We start from the raw sequence: 19,093 nt of genomic DNA on the forward strand, positions 1-19,093 counted from the left end.
GTCGAGTTGCCTGCGGCGTTGCGGGTAACATACGCGGGCCGTGATTCGTCAGCGTCATCTCGACGCTTGCTGCATTTGCCGCCGTCGGCAGGTGGCAGTGTCGAGGGTGGTGAGGCACAGAAGTCTCTCCAACGGGCTCACGTCCGTCAGCCGCGTGGCGCCGACGGGTCCCTCATGGACAGCCCAGGCCAAGCGTTTATGTTGCTTGGCACCGAAGTATTGGAAGCCGTCGGTTGTGGAGAATAGCCAGGCACCGTCGGCGTTCGCGGCATACTCGGTGCCAGTCCAGTAGAGGTCGTTCTGGAGACGGGGAAAGGCTCCGGTCAGGTAACGGTTGCTGGTGATGGGATCGCCGGCGTCGACGTCGCCACCGGCGTAGTGCAAGCGTCCGATCTCGCTGCATGTCGCGCCGCTACCGGCGCGCGGCGCGCTGCCGTTGCAGCCGATGGCCGAACAGAGGCGCCAGCCGCCGGCGCCGGCGAACCCGATGAGGCCCAGCCATTTCGCCCAAGCCCTCGCACCCCACCAGGTCATGGCGCCACTGGCGGTGTCGAAATCCTCCGGAACGACAAAATGCAGGCCCTGTGCGTCGGTGATCGTCGGTACCAGCGCGATAAGCTGATCAACGACAGTCACATCGAGCCGGGCTTGGGTCTTGAACAGGTTCGCATCCTGGGTCCAGGTGATTCCGTTTGGCCCGAAATCGATATCGTGAACGAGATCAATGCCACTGGAGCGATAGTTCAGCAGAGGGAACCCACCAACCCGTTGCTCATTCGCGGTGGGGGCACCCAACCGGCGGGCATCGATGCGTCTGGTGTTGTTCATTTGTCATTATCCCCAGCGTGGTCTTTCATTTTGGCAAAAGATTTGCTTGCTGCGACGCTGAACTCCGAGCGAAAGCCTGTGACCCTACAGTGACGCAAGTCACAAGATTAGGACAACAATGCGGGGAGCACTGTAAAGAAATGAAAGCGGTTGCGGTTCGGTAATGCCGGGCGAGGCGGGATGCACGGAACGCGTGGGCTGCTTGCAGCACCGGGGCAGTCCTGCAGGCACGTTAGCCATGGCCCCGATACTGAGAGACTTTGGGTGCGGTAGGGGTAACTGTCGAGGCAGCCGCGGGGTTGCTGCTAACGGCTAGATATCCTACAGGTCGGGTCGCCGTGGGAGCGCCGTCCTCGGCGCGATCGGCATCTCGTCGCGGCGAGGACGCAGTTGCCTCGGCGGGCCGTCTGACCGAGGTCATGACAAAGCCCTCCGGGCGCGCCTGCCGCGTTGTGGCGTCCTCGTCTGCCATCCCCGTCAACGCTCGGCCCACCATGCCCGTGCCCGTCTGTCGAGGACACGGTGAACGGGGTTCCGACTGGACAACTCTCAGGGGAACGGCGCTACCGCTGGACGCGTGCATGCCGCATGCTGTCCAGGCTTTCTTTCGGTTGTTCTTGGAGGCGTCAGATGCTGCCCGCTTTGTCCCTGCTCGTCTGGCTCGTCATCGGCGCGCTGCTGCTGATGCGGCGTTCAAACTTCATCAATGTCCAGCACGGCTGAAGGCGCCGGGAGTCGAACCATGACAGACAGTGACGACAGGGGCTTCTTCGATCGGCTGGCCGAGCTTCTGAACACGCCGCTGACAGGTGTGGGGCAGGGCGCGCACTCGGGCCAGCCGGTACCCGGGCTGGCATTGCCGCAGGGCGAGGAGGACGAAGGCCTGCTGGCCCGGGTGCGGGACATCCTCAACGCTCCGCCACCGGGGAGCCCAGGGGGCATGCAGCCAACCGCGGCGGCGCGAACGGCGCAGGGGCCGGACGCCGAGGAGGGTCTCGCGGAGTTGGAGCCGGACTGGTGGGACCGCGACTGGGAGGCGTTTCTGGCCCACCAGGAGCGCGAGCGCCGCGGCTTCGGCGTGAAGCAGCGACAGGACCAGGAGCGGTTCGCCGCGTTTCAGCAGGAGGAGAAGCGCCGCTTCGATGCGCACCAGCAGCAGGAGATCGCACACTTCAAGCAGCACCAGCAGCGACGCCTGCATGCGTTGACGAAGCAGATGCAGGGGTCGCGGTTCAGGATGCCACCAACGCTGCCGCGGTTCGGCTTTCCGCCGCCGGCGCCCGGAGCCATGCCGCCGGGACCGATGCCCTGGATGCGGCCGGGGCTACGCAAGCGCTGACGAAACGCCGCGGCACTAGCGGCGTTTCGGCCCCATCTCAACCATCTTCGCAGCCATCATCCGCCCGCAGCATGTCACCGCACCGCACGACGCCGGTGCCGTTGGCGCCGTTGCACTTCTTGAGCGCCTCGCGCAGGCCGTCGCAGACGGTCTGTAGCACCTTGATACGGGCGTACTGCTTGTCGTCGCCCTCCACCAGGGTCCAGGGGGCGTATTCGGTGCTGGTGCGGGCGACCATCTCGTTGACGGCGGCCTTGTATTGCGGCCACTTCTCCCGGTTGCGCCAGTCCTCGTCGGTGATCTTGTAGCGCTTGTAGGGGGTGTCCTCGCGGTCCTTGAAACGTCGTAGCTGCTCCTCGTCGCTCACCTGGAGCCAGAACTTCATCAGGATGGCGCCGTTCTCGACGAGTTGCTCTTCGAAGTCGTTGATCTCGCTATAGGCGCGGCGCCACTCCGCGTCCTTGGCGAAGCCTTCCACGCGTTCCACCAGCACGCGGCCGTACCAGGAGCGGTCATAGAGGATGATGTGCCCGGCGCGCGGGATGTGCCGCCAGAAGCGCCAGAGGTAGTGGTGGGCCTTCTCCTCGTCGGTGGGTGCCGCCACCGGGATGGTCCGGTAGAGCCGCGCGTCCACGGCGCTGGTGATGCGGCGGATGGCGCCGCCCTTGCCGCCGGCGTCCACACCCTCGAACACGAGCACCGTGGTGCGGCGCTGCTTGTACGCGGTCCAGGCAAGGTCGTTGACCTCCTGCTGGAGCTGTTTGAGCTGCTCCTTGTACTCCTCCTTGGTGAGCGACTTGGTGAGGTCGAGCTGGTCCAGGATGGTGATCTGTGCGCTGGCGGACTCGGGCAACTGCAACGGATCTGGCGGCGTTGCGGGCTCGGTGACCACCTGCTGGCCCAGGCGCGCATGGATGGCCTGGAGCAGGGTCTTGCCGACGGTGAGGTCGCGGTAGCGGGTGTCCTCGGCCTCCACCAGGTACCAGGGCGCGATACCCCGGTCGCTCTGGCGGATCACCCGCTCGGCGACGTGCTCGAACAGCGCGTACTGCTCGGAGAACTTGGACTTCTCGGGCAGCATCTTCCAGCGGCTGCGGTCGTCGCGGGACAGCTCCTTCAGGCGCCTTTTCTGATCCTTCTCACTCAAGTGGAACCAGAACTTGACGATGAGGGCATCGTCTTGCGTGAGCATGCGCTCGAAGTCCACGATGCGCGCCAGCTCCGCATCCAGCGCCGCGTCGGAGCAGTGGCCCTGGAAACGGTGCTCGATGGGGTCCAGGTACCAGCCGCCGAACAGGATGGCGATCTCGCCCCGTGGCGGCAGGGCGCGCCAGAAGCGCGAGTAGCGGGGGCGCTCGCGCTCCTCGTCGCTGGTCTCCCAGAAGGCGTGGGTCTGCACACCGCGGGTGTCCAGCCACTCGTTGAGGCGATTCACGACTTCGCCTTTGCCGGCGGCCTCCACGCCCGCGACGATGACGATGACCGGGATGTTGCTCGCGCGCAGCCGCCGCTGCGCCTCCAGCAGTTCGGTGCGCAGCTCGTCACGCTGGGCCTTGAACTCATCCTTGCTGACGGTGCGGCCTACCTTGGTTGCCTCGAACATGGTGACTCCTCGCGGCTGTGCGCTTGAATCTGTGGGTTGGGGAGGGCGCGTAGATTGGGGAACGGTTCAGAAACAACGTGAATACCCCGGTTCAGCCAACTTCGCAGGGCGCCAACCGGGAGGCCGGGGCCGGGAACCTGGTCGACGTCTCTGCTCGTGCTCGTGCTCGTGGTCGTAATCGTGGTCGGATACTCGACAACGACAACGACAGCGGCCCGACCTACCGGGGCGCGCCTTGGGCGGCCGCCAGCGCCTGCTCCAGCGCTTGGTCCAATTGCTCCATGGGCGTGTAGGCGTGTGGCGAGAAGCGAAGCCCGCCGCCGCGGTGCGCGCACATGACGTCCTGCTGCATCAGGGCGCGGTAGAGCGCCTGGTTGTCCACGCCCGGCACGCGGAAGGTGACGATGCCGGCGCGCCGCTCGGGTGCCCGCGGGCTCAGCAGCTCCAGGCCATGGCGGTCGATGAGCTCCACCAGCCGGGCGCTGCGCTCGGCGATGCCCGTGCCGATGGCGTCCAGGCCCACCGCCAGCAGCAGCGACAGGCTCGCCTCCAGGGCATGGATGCCGAGCATGTTGGGGCTGCCGGCCTCGAAGCGCCGCGCGCTCGCCGCCGGGCGCCAGTCCTTACGATCGAAGTCGCCGGCGTGCTCCACCATGTGCCAGCCGTACTGGGTGAGCTTGAGCGTCTCCCGCAGTGCCGGCCGTACCCAGAACAGCGCGAGTCCCTCCGGCCCCAGCATCCATTTGTGGCCGTCGGCGGCGATGAAGTCCGCCGGGATCTCGGCGAGGTCGAAGGGCAGGGCGCCGAGCCCCTGGATGCCGTCGACGCAGAAGAGCACGCCGCGCTCGCGCAGCTCGCTGCCGAGCCGCGCCAGGTCCAGCCGCAGACCACTCGCATACTGCACCCAGCTCACGGCGCAGAGCCTGGAGCGGTCATCGCACAGGGCGAGCAGGTCTGCCTCCGGGTCGGTGCTGGTGTCCAGGTCCAGTTGCCGGTATTCGACCCCGCGCGCGGCCAGCGCCTCCCAGACGATGCGGTTGGACGGAAACTCCTGGCGGATGCCCACCACGTTGTCGCCGCTCTGCCAGTCCAACCCTTCGGCGACGAAGGACAGTGCCTCCGACGTGCTCTTGCTGAGCGCGATGTCGTCCGCCGATGCGGCGCCGATGAGCGCGGCCAGGCGCTCGCGCAGCCGGCGCTCGGTGGCGACCCAGTCCAGGTAGGCCTTCGAGCCCGTGCGACCGAGGCTCGTCGCCAGCGCCTGCACGGCCGCGACGGTGCGCGCGGGCCAGGGGGCGATGGCGGCGTGGTTCAGGTAGATGAGCCCGTCGTCGAGCCGCAGCTCATCTTGAAAGAGGTTGCTCAAGGTACTGTGCTCCCCGTTGGCCGCCGGCGATGGTCTGCGGATGATGCCAGGGAGTCCGGTGTCGGCACCAGCCACGCCGCCGCCGGTGGCGGCCGCGGCGCTGTCAGTCCCCGACTGCGGCGATGTGTCGATACTTTCGCGCCAGCTTGTCCGGCTCCAGCGGCTGGTCGAACCAATAGCCCTGGCCCACCGCGACGCCCTCGCGCGTCAGCCAGTCGGACTGGCGGCGGTGCTCGATGCCCTCGGCGATGGTCTCCAGCTCCAGCCCGGCGGCCATGGCGACGATGGCGCGCACGATGGCGTCGGCGTCCGGCTGGGTGCCGAGGTCGCGCACCAGGCTCTGGTCGATCTTGATGCGGTCCAACGCCAGCATGCGCAACAGTGCCAGGTTGGAATAGCCGGTGCCGAAGTCGTCCACCGCGATGCGGATGCCGATCGCGGAGAGCGCGTGCAGGGTCTCGCGCACCGCGTCCGGATCGCGAATGAGCATGGACTCTGTCACCTCCAGCTCGAATCGGGCGGCGGGCACGTCATGACGCGTCAAGGCGTCGGCGACCTCGTCGACGAAGCCCGGCCGCTCCAACTGCTGCACCGACAGGTTGACGGCCAGCAACGGCAGGTGGAAGCCGGCGGCGTCCCAGGTAGCGAGCTGCCGGCAGGCGGCATCGAGCGCCCAGAGGCCGATCTCGCCGATGGCGCCGATCTCCTCGGCGACGGGAATGAACTCGGCCGGTGACAGCTCGCCCAGGGTCGGGTGCTGCCAGCGCACCAGCGCCTCGGCACCGGCCAGCGCGCCGCTGTGCAGCGCGACCTGTGGCTGGAAGGCGAGCCGCAGCTCGTCGCGGGCCACGGCGCCTCGCAGCGCGTTTTCCAGGATCAAGCGGTTGCGCGCACCCTCCTTCAGCGTCTGGGTAAAGAAGCGGAAGCCGTTGCGGCCGGAGCCCTTGGCCGCGTCCAGGGCACGGTCCGCGTAGCGCACGAGGCGCTCCGCGTCGTCCGCGTCGTCCGGGAATAGGCTGATGCCGATGCTGGCGGTGAGGAACAGCTCCTGGTCGTTCAACGTGAGTGGGCGCCTGAGGTCGGCCAGCAGCGACGCCGCCAGTTCCGCCGCGTCGCTGGCGCCGGCGCGCCTGGACCTGAGCAGCGCGAACTCGTCCGCGCTCAGGCGCGCCAGCACGTCGCCGACGTCGCGCCGCACCAGGAGGCGATCGCCGATGGCCACCAGGATGCGGTCGCCGAAGCGGTGGCCGAGGCTGTCGTTGACCAGGTTGAATCGGTCGATGTCGATGAGCAGCACCGCCAGCGGCTTGCCGGCACCGAGGGCCTGTTGCAGCGCCTGCTCCAGTTGCTTGAGGAAGGACGCGCGGTTCGGCAGCCCGGTGAGGGCATCGTGCCGGGCGAGGTAGTCGATGCGCTCCTGCGCCGCCTTGATGTCGGAGATGTCGTTGAGCACGCCGACATAGTGGCTCAGGTGCTGACGGGCGTCGTGGACCGCGCTGATGCTGAGCCACTGCGGATAGATTTCGCCGTTCTTGCGGCGGTTCCAGACCTCGCCGCGCCACTGCCCGTTGGTCTTCAGCGCCGCCCAGAGATCGCCGTAGAAGCGCGCTTCGTCACGTTCGGCGCTCAGCGTGCGCAGGTTGCTGCCGCGGACCTCGTCCTCGCGGTAGCCGGTGATGCGCTCGAAGGCCGGATTCACCGCCACCAGGTTGCCGTCCGGGTCGGTGATGGCGATTCCCTCGGCGGTATCGTGCAGCACGCGCTCGGCGAGCCGCAGCCTTGCCAGGTCCCGGTCGCGCTGGGTGATGCGCCAGAGCGCGTTGGCCAGGAGCTGCACGGACCGCACGTCGATGTCCTGGTAGTCGGTAGCCTTGTTGCCGACGCAGATGAGCATCACGACCTGGCCCCGCTCCAGCACCGGCACGGTGAGCGCGCGCACCAGCGGCGCGTCCTCCGCAAGCAGGACCACAATCCCCGCGGCCGGGCAGTCGTTCACCACCACCGGCTCCCGGTGGTGCAGGGCGTCGGTCCAGAGCCGGGTCGCGGCCTCGAGGTCGGGGGTGGCGGGTGCTGGTCCCCGCCGGGCGTCGAGCGCGTGTCTGGTGCAGGGCAGGGCTTCGAGCTGCTGCTCATCGCCAATCACCAGGTGGGCGTGCCCGACACTGCTGCCGGTGATGTCTTCCGCCAGTGCGAGGCCGCGCTGGAGGAATTCCGCCTCGTCGCAGTCCTCGGCGAGCCGCGGCAGGGCGAGCAGGACCTCGGCGCGCCGGGCCTCGAGGGTCAGCAGATGCCGCTGGCGCTTGCCTTCGGTGATGTCTTCGCCGACGGACTGGTAGCCGAGCAACTCGCCCGCCGCGTCGAACAGCGCCCGGCTGGTCCAGCGCTGCCAGCGCAGCTCGCCGGAGGACGTACGCGCCCGGTGCTCATGGGTCGACTGAGGCGCGGCCAGGCTCAGCGCCTGGATGTTGCGCCAGACCTGCCGCTGCTCCGCCTCCGGGATGGCATCGAGGAATGACGTGCCCTCCAGCGCCTCGGCCGTGGTGCCGAAATAGTCCGCATAGGCGCGGTTGACGAAGCTGATTAAGCCGCTCTGCTGGAAGCGGCAGATCAACAGCGGCGTGTCCTGCACCACGGCCCGGAAATGCTCGCGGCTGTGCTGCAGCGCCGCCTGTGCCGCCTTGAGGTCCGTGATGTCCGTGATGGTACCGACGAAGCCGGTGTGCACCCCGTCCACGCCGCGCTCGGGCTCGACGCGGGCCAGCACCCAGACGTCGCGGTCTCGGCTGGCCTGAAAACGCAGCTCCTCCTGCAGTGGTGCCCGCTCGGCCACCACCTGCCGCCAGTGCGTGGCGACCCGAGCGTGATCATCGGGGTGCACGGCATAAAGCCAGCCGTCGCCGCGCGACTGATGCTCGCTCAGTCCGGTGATATCGGTCCAGCAGCGGTTCACGTTCGTGATGCGGCCATCGGTGCCGGCATGGAAGACGCCCACCGGCGAGACAGCCATGAGGCCGCGCATCTGCTGGCGCTGGTGCATCAGCGCGGTGGTTGCCTCGCGCTGGTCGCTGATGTCATGGGCGATGGCGTAGATGCGCCGCGCAGACGGATCGGCCACCGCGGACCAGGCCAGGGTCCGCCAGCGCCCGTCGCTGTGCCGATAGCGGTTCTCGAAATACTTGGTCTCCTGGCCGGCGCCGAGACGTCCCGCCTCGTGCCGCGTGCGCTCCAGGTCGTCCGGATGCACGAACCCCAGGAAGGACTTGCCCACCAGGTCGTCCGGCTCCCAGCCGAGCACGTCGCGCCAGGCCCGGTTGCAGCGCTCGATGCGGCCGTTGACCCGGGCAATCAGCACCAGGTGCAGGGAGTGCGCGAAGCAAAGCTCCGCGAAGCGCTGCGCGGATGCCTCCGTGGGCTTTGCGTCTGTAGGGAAACCGTCGGGGTTGTCTGTGTCGTTGTGATCGGGCATACCGCGGCGCTCGAAGTCGCGTCGCGTGAGTCTAGCCCATGCGGCTCGTGGGGTGGGGCTTTGTCTGTGGTTGCGGGGGCGTGGAAGAGGGGGACGCGAAGGGGAGAGGCGCTGCCGTGGGAGAAGAGGGGCACGCGAAGCCGCGAAGGCGCGAAGGGGAAGACGCGAGTGTGGCCAAGGGGCACGCGGAGACGCGAAGGCACGAAGGGGAAGGCGCGAAGGGGATGACGCGAAGGGGAAGACGGGAGTCGGGCGTCGGCCTTACGCCTTACGGCCGTCCGCTGCTGTGGGAGCGGCGTCCTCGCCGCGACGACAGACAAAACCTCAGTCCGCGAGGCGCATGGCCCACATCCGTGACTTGACCGTGCAGCCTTGTTCCTTCGCGTCGTCGCGTGCCTATCTATCCGCGTCCCGGCGTCGGCCGTGTTTGCCTTCGCAGGGAGCGGTGCCTCAAACCCCGCCCGAGTGCACCGTCTCGTAGTAGAGCTTCTCCAACTCCTCCTTGTGTTTGGCCTCCTCGTTGGCGAGGTATTCGAACAGCTCTTTGATCGGTCCCGCCGCGGTGCTGTCGGCGAGCGCCCGGTAGTGGGTCATGGCCAGGTGCTCGCGGCCCATGGCGTATTGCAGCACGGACTGGTCGTCGGGGTTGTCGCCCAGGTCCGGGATCATGACGGCGTCGGCGAATTTGCCGTCGGTGACCGGGCGCTCGATCTCGGCCTGGATGGCGCCCTCGATGTCGTCGCGCTGTGCCAGGCTCGTGAAAAGGTCGTAGTGGCCCTGTTCCTCGCGGGCCAGATCCTCCACCAGCCAGCGGAAGTTCTTGCTGACCTTGGGGATCAGGCCGGTGTAGAAGTCCCGCGCGCTGGCCTCGAAGGACGTGGCCACCGCCAGCACGTCCTTCAGCGTGGTCATGGATTTGATCTTCTGGTAGCTGGCTGACTCGCCTTCTTTCATGGGGCTCATGCGGCTTGCTCCCGAATGGAGAGGTGGTCGTTGATGCTGGCCGCGGCGCGGTGCCCGTCGGCGACCGCGGAGACTACGTCTGGCCCGCGCACCATGTCGCCGGCGGCCCACAGCCAGTCCGCGGAGGTGCGCAGTTGTTCGTCCACCTTGAGGCGGCCGCGGTTCCATTCCAGCGCCTCGGTCAGTGCCTCGCCGAGCAGGTTGACGTCGGCGGCCTGGCCGATGGCCTCCACCACCATGTCGCCGGCGTGGATGATCTCGTCGGTCTCGTCGTACTTGGGGGCGAAGCGGCCCTGCTCGTCGAAGATGGATAGCACCTTCCAGGTGCGCAGCCCCGTGGCGCGGCCCGAGCTGTCGAGCACGACTTCCTGCGGGCCGCGCGCGTCGAGGATCTCGACACCTTCCTCGCGGGCCTCCTTGATCTCGTCCGGATCGGCGAGGAAGTGGTCGAGGTCTTCGAGCGCTGTCAGCGTGATGGCCACTTGGCCGTAATGCTGCTTCTGCAGGCGGGCCAGGGTGCGGGCGATGTCCATGGCGACGTTGCCGCCGCCGATAATCACGGCCTGCTTTGGAACGGGGATGCTCTCGCCGTCGGCGACCTTGCGCAGCAGTTCCACGGCCCGGTAGACGCCGTCGGCCTCCGCGCCCTTGACGCGGGTGGAGCGGCCCATCCACAGGCCCACCGCCACCAGCACGGCGTCGTAGTCGTCGCGGAGCCGCTCCATGGTGACGTCGCTGCCGATCCGGGTGTCGTACTGAATCTCCACGCCCAGGGACGTGATGACGTCCACGTCCTGATCGAGCTTGTCCGCCGGCAGCCGGTAGTAGGGGATGCCGTAGCGGGTCATGCCGCCGGCGGCGCCCATGGCCTCGAAGACCTTCACGGCATGGCCCTGCTTGGCGAGGTCATAGGCCGCCGTGAGCCCGGCGGGGCCGGCGCCGATGATGGCGACGCGCTTGCCGCTCGGGTACGCGGCCTTGCCCTCGGCGGCGATCTCCTTCACGCGCTCGTGATCGAGCTGGTCCATCGCGAAGCGCTTGAGCCAGCGGATGGCGATGGGCGCGCCGCGGTGGCCGACGGAGCAGGCGGTCTCGCAGCGGTGGGTGCAGACCCGCCCGCAGGTGTGCGCGAAGGGGTTGGTGCGATAGATCTGGCGCACGGCCTCTTCGATGTCGTCCTGCCAGATGGCGCGGATGTATTCCGGCGCGTTCATGTGGGTCGGACAGGCGTCGTGGCACATGCCGCATTGCACGCAGCGGGAGGCCTCGATGATGCCCTGGTTCTTGTCGTAACCTTCGACGATCTCGTCGAAATTGGCGATGCGTGCCTCGGGCGCCATCTCCGGCATCTCGGTGCGCTGAAGCGCCACCAGGTCGCTCTGCTCGGACTTGGCCCAGCCCTTGTCGTAGGCGACGCCGTGGATGCCGTTCGCGTCCGGCAGCACGAAGTAGCTGTCGATCTCGGGATCGGTGCAGGTGTGCACGTACTCGCGTGAGAGTGAAATCGACCCGGTGGGGCAGAGATCCACGCACAGGGCGCACCAGCAGCAGCGGCCGTAGTCGATGGCGGGCCTGAGATTGCGCACGCCCTTGGCCGCGTCCTCGGGCAGGCCCGGGATCTCGACCATGGTGATGGCGGCGTTGTCGCAGACCTTCTGGCAGGTGCTGCAGCCGATGCAGAGTTGCCAGTCGTTGAGATGAAAGCCACGGTAGTTGGCGGACGCCGGGCGCGGCTCCAGTGGCTGGGTGACGGGCTTGCGGCCGAAGAACTGGAGGCCCTTCAGCGGGGACAGAATGCCGCCAGTGGCCTTGTGGTCGATTGCGTTCATGTCGGGCTCGTCGCCGTGGGTGTGGCGTCCCCGCGGCAACTTGCCGGACACGTCATGGTCGATGGCACTCATCAGCGATCCACCTCCGGCGGGCAGGCGTCCAGGGAGAACATGATCTGCGCGACGTCCTCGATGCGGCAGCCGACGGCGAGCTTCTCCAGCACTTGCACCGCGTGCATCTGCGACGGCCCGCGCACGTGGGTGCGGTAGGGCTTCTCGCCGCCGTTGGAGACCACGTACCAGGCGAGCTCGCCCTTGGAGGATTCCATGCGCACGTAAGTCGATCCGGCGGGCACGTTCCAGGCCAGCGGGTTTGGGATCGGGCAGCGGATTGGGCCCGGGATCTCCGGCAGCTTCGCCAGCACCTGGCGGATGATCCGGATGCTCTGGAACAGCTCCTTGCGCCGTACCAGGGCGCGCGCCCAGGCATCGCCGGCGTCCTCGGTGACGACGTCGAAGTCGATCTGGTCGTAGACCAGGTAGGGATCGTCCCGGCGCACGTCGAAGGCCAGCCCCGTCGCCCGCAGGTTCGGCCCCGTCACGGCCCAGTCCAGCGCATGCTTCTGGCTGATGACGCCGATGCCGCGGGCGCGCTTGACGAATACCCGGTTCTTGAACATCAGGTCGTCGTAGTCCGGCAGGCGCGACTCCAGGTAGTCGAGCGTGTTGGACACCCGTTCGATGAAGCCCGGCGGCATGTCCCGGCGCACGCCGCCGGGGATGTTGTAGATGTGGTAGACGCGCCCGCCGCAGAGCTCCTCGAACAGGTCCAGGATCAGATCGCGGTCGGCGATGCCCCAGAACATGGGCGTGTACATGCCCGTGGTGGCCGCGTGGCCGCCGAAGGTGAAGAGATGCGCGGCGAGCCGCGAGAGCTCCGCCTGCATCACCCGCAGCCACTTGGCCCGCTCCGGCACCTCGAGCCCGCACAGGTCCTCGACCGCCAGGCAGTAGCTGATCTCCATCGGCACCGGGTCCGGCACGCAGATGCGCGGCGTGATGGCCAGGTTCTGAATCCAGAGCCGGCCCTCCATCAGCTTCTCGAAGCCCCGGTGCAGGTAGCCGGCGTCGGCGCGGCCCTCGATGACCTCGTCGCCGTGCAGCCGGAGCTTGAAGGCGTAATTGCCCTCGATTCCGGGGTGGTTCGGGCCGATGTTCAGCTCGTACTCGTGGCTCGGCGGCTGGCGCCGGGCTTCGTAATTCTCGGGTCTCATCAGAATGAGTTCCTAGGAGCTAGGGCTAGGGGCTAGGGGCGACGCGCTGGTGCGGAGCTCTTCCTGGCCCCTGGCAGCTAGTCCCTAGCTCCTCATTGTTTGCGACTGAAGCGCTGCTCGTCCGGGCGAACCGCGATGCCGCCGCCTTGGGCGATGATCTCCTGCAGCCACTCGGGGTTGTAGTTCTGCCAGTCGAAGTGGTCGTTGACCCAGGCCTCGGAGTCGAAGTCCTTGCGCATCGGCGGCGGGCCGTCCCACTCGGTCAGGATGAACTTGGACATGTCCGGGCTGCCCTCGAAGAAAACGCCGTACATCTCGTGGATATCGCGCTCGAAGAAGGCCGCCGGCGTATAGATGTCGTAGACGGAGATGTAGATGCCGGGTTCCCGCGGGATGCGGGTGTGGGCCGAGACCAGCGACTGCATCTCGTAGGACCAGACGTGGTAGACCAGCTCGAACTCGCCGTCGTCCAGCCAGTCCACGCAACTGATGGCCGACAGGTGCACGTAGGACGCGCGACCGCGCAGCAGCTCCAGCAGGGCGGGCAGGGCGTCCGCCGCCACGTCCACCCGCAGCCGGCGGCTCGACTTGCGCCGGATCTCGATGCCCTCGATCTCGGTCAGTACCTTGTCGAGCCAGGTGGTGAGCTCTTTGCCTTCGGTCATGTCTTGGCCTTCGTTGCTGGATTTATGCGGAGGTGCCGGGACGCGGATTGTTGGCTTACGCTAAGACGCGCATGTGCAGAGGGGCACGCGCAGCCGCGAAGACGCGAAGGAGTAAGACGCGAACGGGAGACGCGAAGGGGAGAAGCCGTGCCGCAGAAGATAGAGCGGCACGCGAAGCCGCGAAGACGCGAAGACGCGAAAACGCGAAGGGGGAAGGCGCGAAGGGGAGAGAGTCATGGCTCGGCCTTTGATGCTTGGTTCACACGAAGCGGCGAAGATGCTAGGTCGTGATGATTGTTGACAACTCGACGCACGCCCTCCTTGAAAGTCGCCGCACCGAAATTGATGACGAAACCCAGTGGGAGGTTCATCAAACGCAAGTATGTCAGGAGTTGCTTCATGTGCAGTGGCGTCAGGGCCTCGACCGACTTGAGCTCTACCACCAGGCATTCCGCGATCAGCAGATCAACGCGCAGTCCCTCGTCGAAATGCATGCCATCAAAATCAAACGATACCTTCTTCTGGCGACGCACTCTGAACCCCCGCCTTTCCAGCATGCGAGCCAGCACGGCCTCATAAACCGACTCCAACAACCCCGGCCCCAGATCCCGATGAAGCCGAAACGCCGCATCCACGACAACTGAAGATACCTCTTCGACGTCCATTCAACTCCACCTTTCTCATCGCTTGCCATCTTCCCTTCGCGTCTTCGCGTGCCCCTCATCTTCCGCGGCAACGCCTCTTCCTTTCGCGTCTCTACCCACCAGTCGGCACGCACCCCGCATCACCCGTTCGCGTCTTCCCCTTCGCGTCTTCGCGGCTTCGCGTGCCCTCTTCTTCCGCGGCAGCGCCTCTCCCCTTCGTGTCTTTCCCCCCGACTCGTCACGCACCCCACATCACCCGTTCGCGTCTTCCCCTTCGCGTCTTCGCGGCTTCGCGTGCCCTCTTCTTCCGCGGCAGCGCCTCTTCCCTTCGTGTCTTTCCCCCCGACTCGTCACGCACCCCACATCACCCGTTCGCGTCTTCCCCTTCGCGTCTTCGCGGCTTCGCGTGCCCTCTTCTTCCGCGGCAGTGCCTCTCCCCTTCGCATCTCCGCGTGCCCCTCTTCCCCCGCGGAAACGCAACTTCGCTTCGCGTCTTCACCCCGAGCCGAGCTACGACCGCCGGTGTTCCAACTCCGAAATCGACAACTGGAGATCGAGTGCCTCGAGCGGCTTCTGGTGTTTCTCCAGCATTGCCGTGTGCGCGCCGCGGGTCTCCGGCCCAATCTGGCCGTAGTACTTGGCCTCGGCAATCACGTCGGTCGGCGTCTGCCAGGTCTGGCCGAACAGCCGCTGCTGGTTACCCAGGTAATGATCGTAGCGGCGGTAGTAGTCCTGCCAGGCGTTGGCCTCGCCGTTCTTGATGGTCTCCATCAGGTGCCGCATGCCGGCGATGACCGCTTCCGGACGCGGCATGCAGCCGGCGATGTACACGTCCACCGGCAAGTAGTCGTTCAGCTTCTTGGCCGTCGCGTAGCTCTGCCAGTACATGCCGCCGTTGACGGTGCAGGAGCAAATGCCGATCACGTACTTGGGCGCCGGCATCTGCTCATACGTGAGGATGACGCGCTTCAAGGTCTTCACCGACACATAGCCCGTCACCAGCAGGATATCCGCCTGCCGCGGCGTCACCATGGGCTGGATGCCGAGCCGCTCCATGTCGAAGCGCGAGGTCATCGCCGGCGGCAGCTCCACCGCGCCGCAGCCGGTGCAGTAGTGCAGCATGAACAGCGAGCGCGAGCGCGCGAAGTCGATGAGCTCGTCGAAGACATGCGCCAGCGGGTTGGTGCGCTTGCCGGGCTTGACGGGCAACGAGTCGCCGGGGCGCGCGGACTGTTGTTGGGTAATCTGTTTCCGGTCGGTCATTCTTGGGCCTCACGTGATCGTGATCGGCTCGATGCGCTCTGCCAGGACTCGGAGCGCTAGGGCCTCTACCCTGGCGATTGCCTCGTCGTGGCTGGCCCCGTAACACAGGGCTCCCGGGATCGCGTCGATCTCGGCGATCCAGCGGCCGTCCTCCTCGCGCTCTGTTTCGACTGTATAGTGCATATTGCCTCCACGGAGTGGGGCGAACGTTTGCGAAGTTTCGGAACTGTTCCCCTTAAGCCATTAGGAACGCCAATCCCAAGAGCCCGATCATCGTGGGCCAGGTCCACAGTAGCCGAATCATGTCCTCGGTGCGGTAGCGCGGGAAGAGATAAGCGATGGACATCGGGATGGCCACCACGGCGAAGATCTTCACCAGGAAGGTCGCCCAGTTCTCGCCGCCGCCGAGGAACAATGTCGTGTAGAGCACGCCCGCGGTGTAGAGCTGGAAGCACTGCATCACGAACAGGCCGCCGAGGAACTTGCCGCCCATCTCCACCATGGGGCCGGTGGCGATCTCCGCCGGCGCGATGTAGATCTCGAACGGCTGCTTGCCCATCATGCCCTGCAGCGCAATGAGCCCGGCCAGCGCCAGCAGCGGGTTTTGCACGATGCCCCAGGTGGTGATGCCACCGGCCTGCTGCGCCGCGATGATGTCCACCAGGTTGGTGGTGCCGTAGACGAAGGCGACGCCGAAGGCGACGATGACGAAGGGGATGTCGTAGGCGAGCATCGCCGTTAGCGCCCGGGAGATGCCGATGGAGCCGTTCGGGTTCGCGCACTGGCCGACGCCCAGCGCAAGCCCCAGCGACGGGATCATGGTCATGTACAACAGCGCGATGAGCCCGCCCTTCTCGGCGATGCCGTTCATGCCCGGCACCGGCAGCAGCGTCTCCGCCGCCACGTAGCCGCCGATGGCCATGACGATGCCGATCTCGTGAACCAGCCCGTGCGAGACCTGCGTCTGCTTGGCATGCAGCTTGACGATGTCGTACAGGGGCTGAAAGAACGGCGGCCCGACCCGGCGCTGAAGCTTCGCGCCGATCTTGCGCAGCATCAGCACCATGCCCATACCGACGATGAAGGCCACCAGGGGCATCAGCGTCAGTTCGATCAGGAGTTCTTGCCAGTGCATCAAAGCGGCCTCGTAATGCCCGTTTCGCTTCGGGGACGTTTGTTCGTCCGTCGGCGACACAGAAAGGTTTCGACTGCCTCGGCGTCAAGCAGCATTCTGATTGGGTGACTTGTTGAGGCGGCGTGCGGGGGTACCGGCCAGCATGCCCGCAACGCTGATGTCTTCGTCGACTGCGGGCCAGTGTGCCCCCTGCCCATCACCCAGGATCTCGAAGTGCTGGCGTTCCTCGACGGTCGCCTCCGACAAGCGCCACGACCACACCAGTGGGACACTGACGGTGCGGCCGTCGGTCAGATCGGCAATGATCTCGTCATCGGTGACGCGCAGTTGCTTAAGACGCGGTTCCGCGTAGTCAGCCGCAGTGCTCATGCCAAGCCTCTTGAATACTCGTCCGGTTGTCCAGGATGATCCGCCGCAGCGCATTCAGCTCTTTGGCCGTAAAGCCTGTGTTCTTGGCCAGACTAACCGGTTCGAGCCAGAACTTGCATAGGCGTCGTTCACGCTGGACGTGGACATGGGGTGGCTCGTTGCAATCAAAACTGTAGAAGAAGAATCGGTGCGGCCCCGGAGCAACTCGAATCGTTGGCATTGTGATCTGGTGCTGAACCTTGGCGGCGGTATCTCGGTGTCAAAGCATTACCCACGCCAACATCACCACCGCCACCACCAGCACGTACAACGTCGGCTGCACGTACCGATATACCCCGCCGGTGGCGAAGGACAAGAGCTCCACGCTGGAGGCGATGGTCCCCTCCAGCCACCGGAAGCCGCCCTTGTACCAGCCGCCGATGAGGTGCATCAGCCCGGCGTAGAAGTTGTCGCTGTAGTGATAGCGCACGTCGGCGGTCAGAAAATGCCCGCCGGCGTAGTTGTCGAGCTGGTGCACCTGCCGGGACTTGCCGCCGAGCCCGTAGAACACCAGCGCGCCGACGCCGAAGCCGCCGAAGAGCACGCCCACCAGCCAGACCATGTCGATGCTGCCCTGCGGGCTCTGGATGCCGCCGAGGGTATAGTGGACTACGTCCAGATCCAGGGCGCGCTGTACCTCGGCCACCCAGCTCAGCGCCGGGCCGGGGAAGACGCCGGCCAGGAAGATCACCGTGGATAGGCCCAGCATCGGCGCGAGCATGCTCACCGGCGCCTCGCGCACGTCCTGGTGCTCTACCCGGAGCTGGCCCAAGAACATGTTGTGGATCAGCTTATAGACTGACAGGATGGTGCCGAGCGTACCGATCACCGCGGCGACGAACAGGAAGGGCATCTGCTGCGCGATGAGCGCCCGGTACACCATCCATTTGGACACGAAGCCCGCCATGGGCGGCAATCCCGCCAGGCTGATGATGCCGATCAGCAGCACCGCGAAGGAGATGGGCATGCGCGTGAAGAGCCCGCCCATCTTGTTCAGGTCCGCCGTGCCGGTGCGGTACATCACCGCGAAGACGGTCATCAGCAGCGCCGCCTGGGTGATGGCGTAATTGAACACGTGCAGCAAGCCACCGGCGGAGCCGTTGGCGGTGCCCACCAAGAGCCCCAGCAGCATGTAGCCGCCCTGGCCGATGCCGTGCCAGGCCAGCAGGTAGCGCGCGTCATGCTGCTGTAACGCCGTGTAGGTGGGAAAGATGATGGTCAGCGCCGCGATCCAGCACAACAGCTCCCGTGCGCTGATGAAGGTGTAGGGGATCTCCATCTGCACCAGCCGGCCGATGCCCACCATGGCCACGAACACGACCGTGATGGCATAAAGCCCCATGCGCGCCGAAATGGCGCCGAAGAAGGCGGAGCCCGGCCCCGGTGTCTCGGCATAGGCCGGCGCCTGCCAGAGATGAAACGGGATCAGCCCTAGCTTGACGCCGAAGCCGCCCACCAGCAGCGCCACCAGCACCCAGAGCTGGCCGTTGGTCATGCCGGGCACGGCGGCGACGAAGTCCGCATACGAGAACGACCCGGTGACGCTGTAGATCAGCACCAGCGCCCCCAGCACGGCCATGGCGCCGGCGAAGGCATAGGTCACGTAGCGCAGGGCCGCCCGCGCGGCGACGCCGCCGGCGATGGCCATCAGGAAAAAGCTCGCCCAGCTCACCAGCTCCCAGCCGATGAACAGCGACAGGAAGTCGCCGCTGCCCACCAGCAGCAGCATCGAGAAGACGTTGGCCGCCAGCGCGACGTGGAACAGCCGCGGGCTGTGCCCCTCGCTGCGGTAGAGCCCCTGCCAGCCGCCACCCGCGTACCAGGCGGTGACGAAGCCCGCGCCGATGGTGATCATGGCGAAGAACCAGGACAGCGCGTCATAGCGCCAGGTGAGCGCGTGGCCCAGGATTTCGAAGCTGGTGGCCGCGGTCATGGGCGCGCCGTGCAGCGTGCCGGTTTGCAGCAGCAGCCAGAACTGCATCGCGTAGCCGATCACCAGCAGCGGACCGGCGATGCGCCAGCGGCCGAGCAACAGCGCCAACAGCAGCGTCGCGGCGGCGGCCGCGAACAGCAGGTCCAGTGGTGTCAGACCGACTGGCGGCGACAGCGTCGGCAGGACCGGAAGGGGCAGGGCGGGCAACTGCATCGCTGTGGTTCTCCGGGGCGCTTCGACTCGTAGATGCGTTCAGTTATGTTGTCGGCGAGACGCCGATGCTCCCAGTGTGCCGGCGAGACGCCGGCGCTCCCGGTGTGCCGGCGAGACGCCGGCGCTCCCGGTGTGCCGGCAAGATGCCGGCGCTCCCGGTGTGCCGGCGAGACGCCGGCGCTCCCGGTGTGCCGGCAAGATGCCGGCGCTCCCAGTGTGCCGGC

16 protein-coding genes are annotated in these 19,093 nt (G+C 66.7%); 1 reads left to right on the forward strand and 15 read right to left on the reverse strand.

Annotation, left to right across the window (positions count from 1 at the left end; genetic code table 11):
* Positions 1 to 54: 54 nt before the first annotated feature.
* Complete coding sequence (locus LJE69_RS04575; RefSeq protein WP_296921953.1) at positions 55 to 828, reverse strand: hypothetical protein; 774 nt, start codon at positions 826 to 828, stop codon at positions 55 to 57.
* 742 nt (positions 829 to 1,570) lie between these two features.
* On the opposite strand from LJE69_RS04575, the gene LJE69_RS04580 reads away from it, so the two are divergent.
* Positions 1,571 to 2,167, forward strand: a complete 597-nt coding sequence (locus LJE69_RS04580) for a hypothetical protein (RefSeq protein ID WP_296921955.1) — start codon at positions 1,571 to 1,573, stop codon at positions 2,165 to 2,167.
* A 37-nt stretch (positions 2,168 to 2,204) separates the two neighbouring features.
* Here the strand turns inward: LJE69_RS04580 and pap are convergent, their stop codons facing one another.
* The 14 genes from pap to LJE69_RS04650 form a co-directional block, all read right to left on the reverse strand.
* Complete coding sequence (pap, locus tag LJE69_RS04585) at positions 2,205 to 3,770, reverse strand: polyphosphate:AMP phosphotransferase (protein ID WP_296921957.1); 1,566 nt, start codon at positions 3,768 to 3,770, stop codon at positions 2,205 to 2,207.
* Positions 3,771 to 3,990: 220 nt separating this feature from the next.
* Positions 3,991 to 5,136 (reverse strand): aminotransferase class V-fold PLP-dependent enzyme, encoded by a 1,146-nt coding sequence (locus LJE69_RS04590; RefSeq protein ID WP_296921959.1) that lies wholly within the window; start codon positions 5,134 to 5,136, stop codon positions 3,991 to 3,993.
* 103 nt (positions 5,137 to 5,239) lie between these two features.
* Complete coding sequence (locus LJE69_RS04595) at positions 5,240 to 8,602, reverse strand: PAS domain S-box protein (RefSeq protein ID WP_296921961.1); 3,363 nt, start codon at positions 8,600 to 8,602, stop codon at positions 5,240 to 5,242.
* Between the two features lie 450 nt (positions 8,603 to 9,052).
* A complete protein-coding gene (locus LJE69_RS04600; protein WP_296921963.1) occupies positions 9,053 to 9,565 on the reverse strand; it encodes a ferritin family protein in 513 nt (170 codons plus the stop codon).
* Positions 9,562 to 11,466 (reverse strand): FAD-dependent oxidoreductase, encoded by a 1,905-nt coding sequence (locus LJE69_RS04605; protein WP_296921965.1) that lies wholly within the window; start codon positions 11,464 to 11,466, stop codon positions 9,562 to 9,564. Before LJE69_RS04605 ends, LJE69_RS04600 begins: the two co-directional genes overlap by 4 nt.
* On the reverse strand, positions 11,466 to 12,608 hold the full coding sequence (locus tag LJE69_RS04610; RefSeq protein ID WP_296921967.1) for an NADH-quinone oxidoreductase subunit D: 1,143 nt from the start codon (positions 12,606 to 12,608) through the stop codon (positions 11,466 to 11,468). Before LJE69_RS04610 ends, LJE69_RS04605 begins: the two co-directional genes overlap by 1 nt.
* A gap of 92 nt (positions 12,609 to 12,700) precedes the next feature.
* Positions 12,701 to 13,273 (reverse strand): NADH-quinone oxidoreductase subunit C, encoded by a 573-nt coding sequence (locus tag LJE69_RS04615; RefSeq protein ID WP_296921968.1) that lies wholly within the window; start codon positions 13,271 to 13,273, stop codon positions 12,701 to 12,703.
* Positions 13,274 to 13,506: 233 nt separating this feature from the next.
* Positions 13,507 to 13,938: a GxxExxY protein gene (locus LJE69_RS04620; RefSeq protein ID WP_296921970.1), complete on the reverse strand. Its 432-nt coding sequence runs from the start codon at positions 13,936 to 13,938 to the stop codon at positions 13,507 to 13,509.
* Positions 13,939 to 14,427: 489 nt separating this feature from the next.
* Positions 14,428 to 15,180, reverse strand: coding sequence for an NADH-quinone oxidoreductase subunit NuoB (locus LJE69_RS04625; RefSeq protein ID WP_296921972.1), 753 nt, complete (start codon positions 15,178 to 15,180; stop codon positions 14,428 to 14,430).
* Between the two features lie 9 nt (positions 15,181 to 15,189).
* Positions 15,190 to 15,363, reverse strand: a complete 174-nt coding sequence (locus LJE69_RS04630) for a type II toxin-antitoxin system HicB family antitoxin (RefSeq protein WP_296921974.1) — start codon at positions 15,361 to 15,363, stop codon at positions 15,190 to 15,192.
* A gap of 52 nt (positions 15,364 to 15,415) precedes the next feature.
* Complete coding sequence (locus LJE69_RS04635; protein ID WP_296921976.1) at positions 15,416 to 16,315, reverse strand: NADH-quinone oxidoreductase subunit H; 900 nt, start codon at positions 16,313 to 16,315, stop codon at positions 15,416 to 15,418.
* 84 nt (positions 16,316 to 16,399) lie between these two features.
* Positions 16,400 to 16,684 carry a DUF2442 domain-containing protein gene (locus LJE69_RS04640; RefSeq protein WP_296921978.1) on the reverse strand — a complete coding sequence of 95 codons (285 nt, stop codon included), beginning with the start codon at positions 16,682 to 16,684 and terminating at the stop codon, positions 16,400 to 16,402.
* The gene (locus LJE69_RS04645) at positions 16,668 to 16,904 is read right to left on the reverse strand and encodes a DUF4160 domain-containing protein (RefSeq protein WP_296921980.1); all 237 of its coding nucleotides are present in this window, start codon (positions 16,902 to 16,904) and stop codon (positions 16,668 to 16,670) included. The genes LJE69_RS04640 and LJE69_RS04645 overlap by 17 nt, the downstream gene beginning before the upstream one ends.
* Positions 16,905 to 16,943: 39 nt before the next feature.
* Positions 16,944 to 18,869: a proton-conducting transporter membrane subunit gene (locus LJE69_RS04650; RefSeq protein ID WP_296921982.1), complete on the reverse strand. Its 1,926-nt coding sequence runs from the start codon at positions 18,867 to 18,869 to the stop codon at positions 16,944 to 16,946.
* Positions 18,870 to 19,093 lie beyond the last annotated feature (224 nt).

Origin of the sequence: Thiohalocapsa sp. (genome assembly GCF_022340605.1) — a bacterium.
In the GTDB taxonomy this organism is placed as follows: Bacteria; Pseudomonadota; Gammaproteobacteria; order Chromatiales; family Chromatiaceae; genus Thiohalocapsa.

What these genes read in the sequence shown, in the direction of transcription:
- LJE69_RS04625 (WP_296921972.1), bottom strand. Translation starts at nt 15,180, where the DNA reads ATGACCGACCGGAAACAGATTACCCAACAACAGTCCGCGCGCCCCGGC.
- LJE69_RS04595 (WP_296921961.1), bottom strand. Translation starts at nt 8,602, where the DNA reads ATGCCCGATCACAACGACACAGACAACCCCGACGGTTTCCCTACAGAC.
- LJE69_RS04605 (WP_296921965.1), bottom strand. Translation starts at nt 11,466, where the DNA reads ATGAGTGCCATCGACCATGACGTGTCCGGCAAGTTGCCGCGGGGACGC.
- LJE69_RS04580 (WP_296921955.1), top strand. Translation starts at nt 1,571, where the DNA reads ATGACAGACAGTGACGACAGGGGCTTCTTCGATCGGCTGGCCGAGCTT.
- LJE69_RS04635 (WP_296921976.1), bottom strand. Translation starts at nt 16,315, where the DNA reads ATGCACTGGCAAGAACTCCTGATCGAACTGACGCTGATGCCCCTGGTG.
- LJE69_RS04575 (WP_296921953.1), bottom strand. Translation starts at nt 828, where the DNA reads ATGAACAACACCAGACGCATCGATGCCCGCCGGTTGGGTGCCCCCACC.
- LJE69_RS04650 (WP_296921982.1), bottom strand. Translation starts at nt 18,869, where the DNA reads ATGCAGTTGCCCGCCCTGCCCCTTCCGGTCCTGCCGACGCTGTCGCCG.
- LJE69_RS04630 (WP_296921974.1), bottom strand. Translation starts at nt 15,363, where the DNA reads ATGCACTATACAGTCGAAACAGAGCGCGAGGAGGACGGCCGCTGGATC.
- LJE69_RS04645 (WP_296921980.1), bottom strand. Translation starts at nt 16,904, where the DNA reads ATGCCAACGATTCGAGTTGCTCCGGGGCCGCACCGATTCTTCTTCTAC.
- pap (WP_296921957.1), bottom strand. Translation starts at nt 3,770, where the DNA reads ATGTTCGAGGCAACCAAGGTAGGCCGCACCGTCAGCAAGGATGAGTTC.
- LJE69_RS04620 (WP_296921970.1), bottom strand. Translation starts at nt 13,938, where the DNA reads ATGGACGTCGAAGAGGTATCTTCAGTTGTCGTGGATGCGGCGTTTCGG.
- LJE69_RS04615 (WP_296921968.1), bottom strand. Translation starts at nt 13,273, where the DNA reads ATGACCGAAGGCAAAGAGCTCACCACCTGGCTCGACAAGGTACTGACC.
- LJE69_RS04610 (WP_296921967.1), bottom strand. Translation starts at nt 12,608, where the DNA reads ATGAGACCCGAGAATTACGAAGCCCGGCGCCAGCCGCCGAGCCACGAG.
- LJE69_RS04600 (WP_296921963.1), bottom strand. Translation starts at nt 9,565, where the DNA reads ATGAGCCCCATGAAAGAAGGCGAGTCAGCCAGCTACCAGAAGATCAAA.
- LJE69_RS04640 (WP_296921978.1), bottom strand. Translation starts at nt 16,684, where the DNA reads ATGAGCACTGCGGCTGACTACGCGGAACCGCGTCTTAAGCAACTGCGC.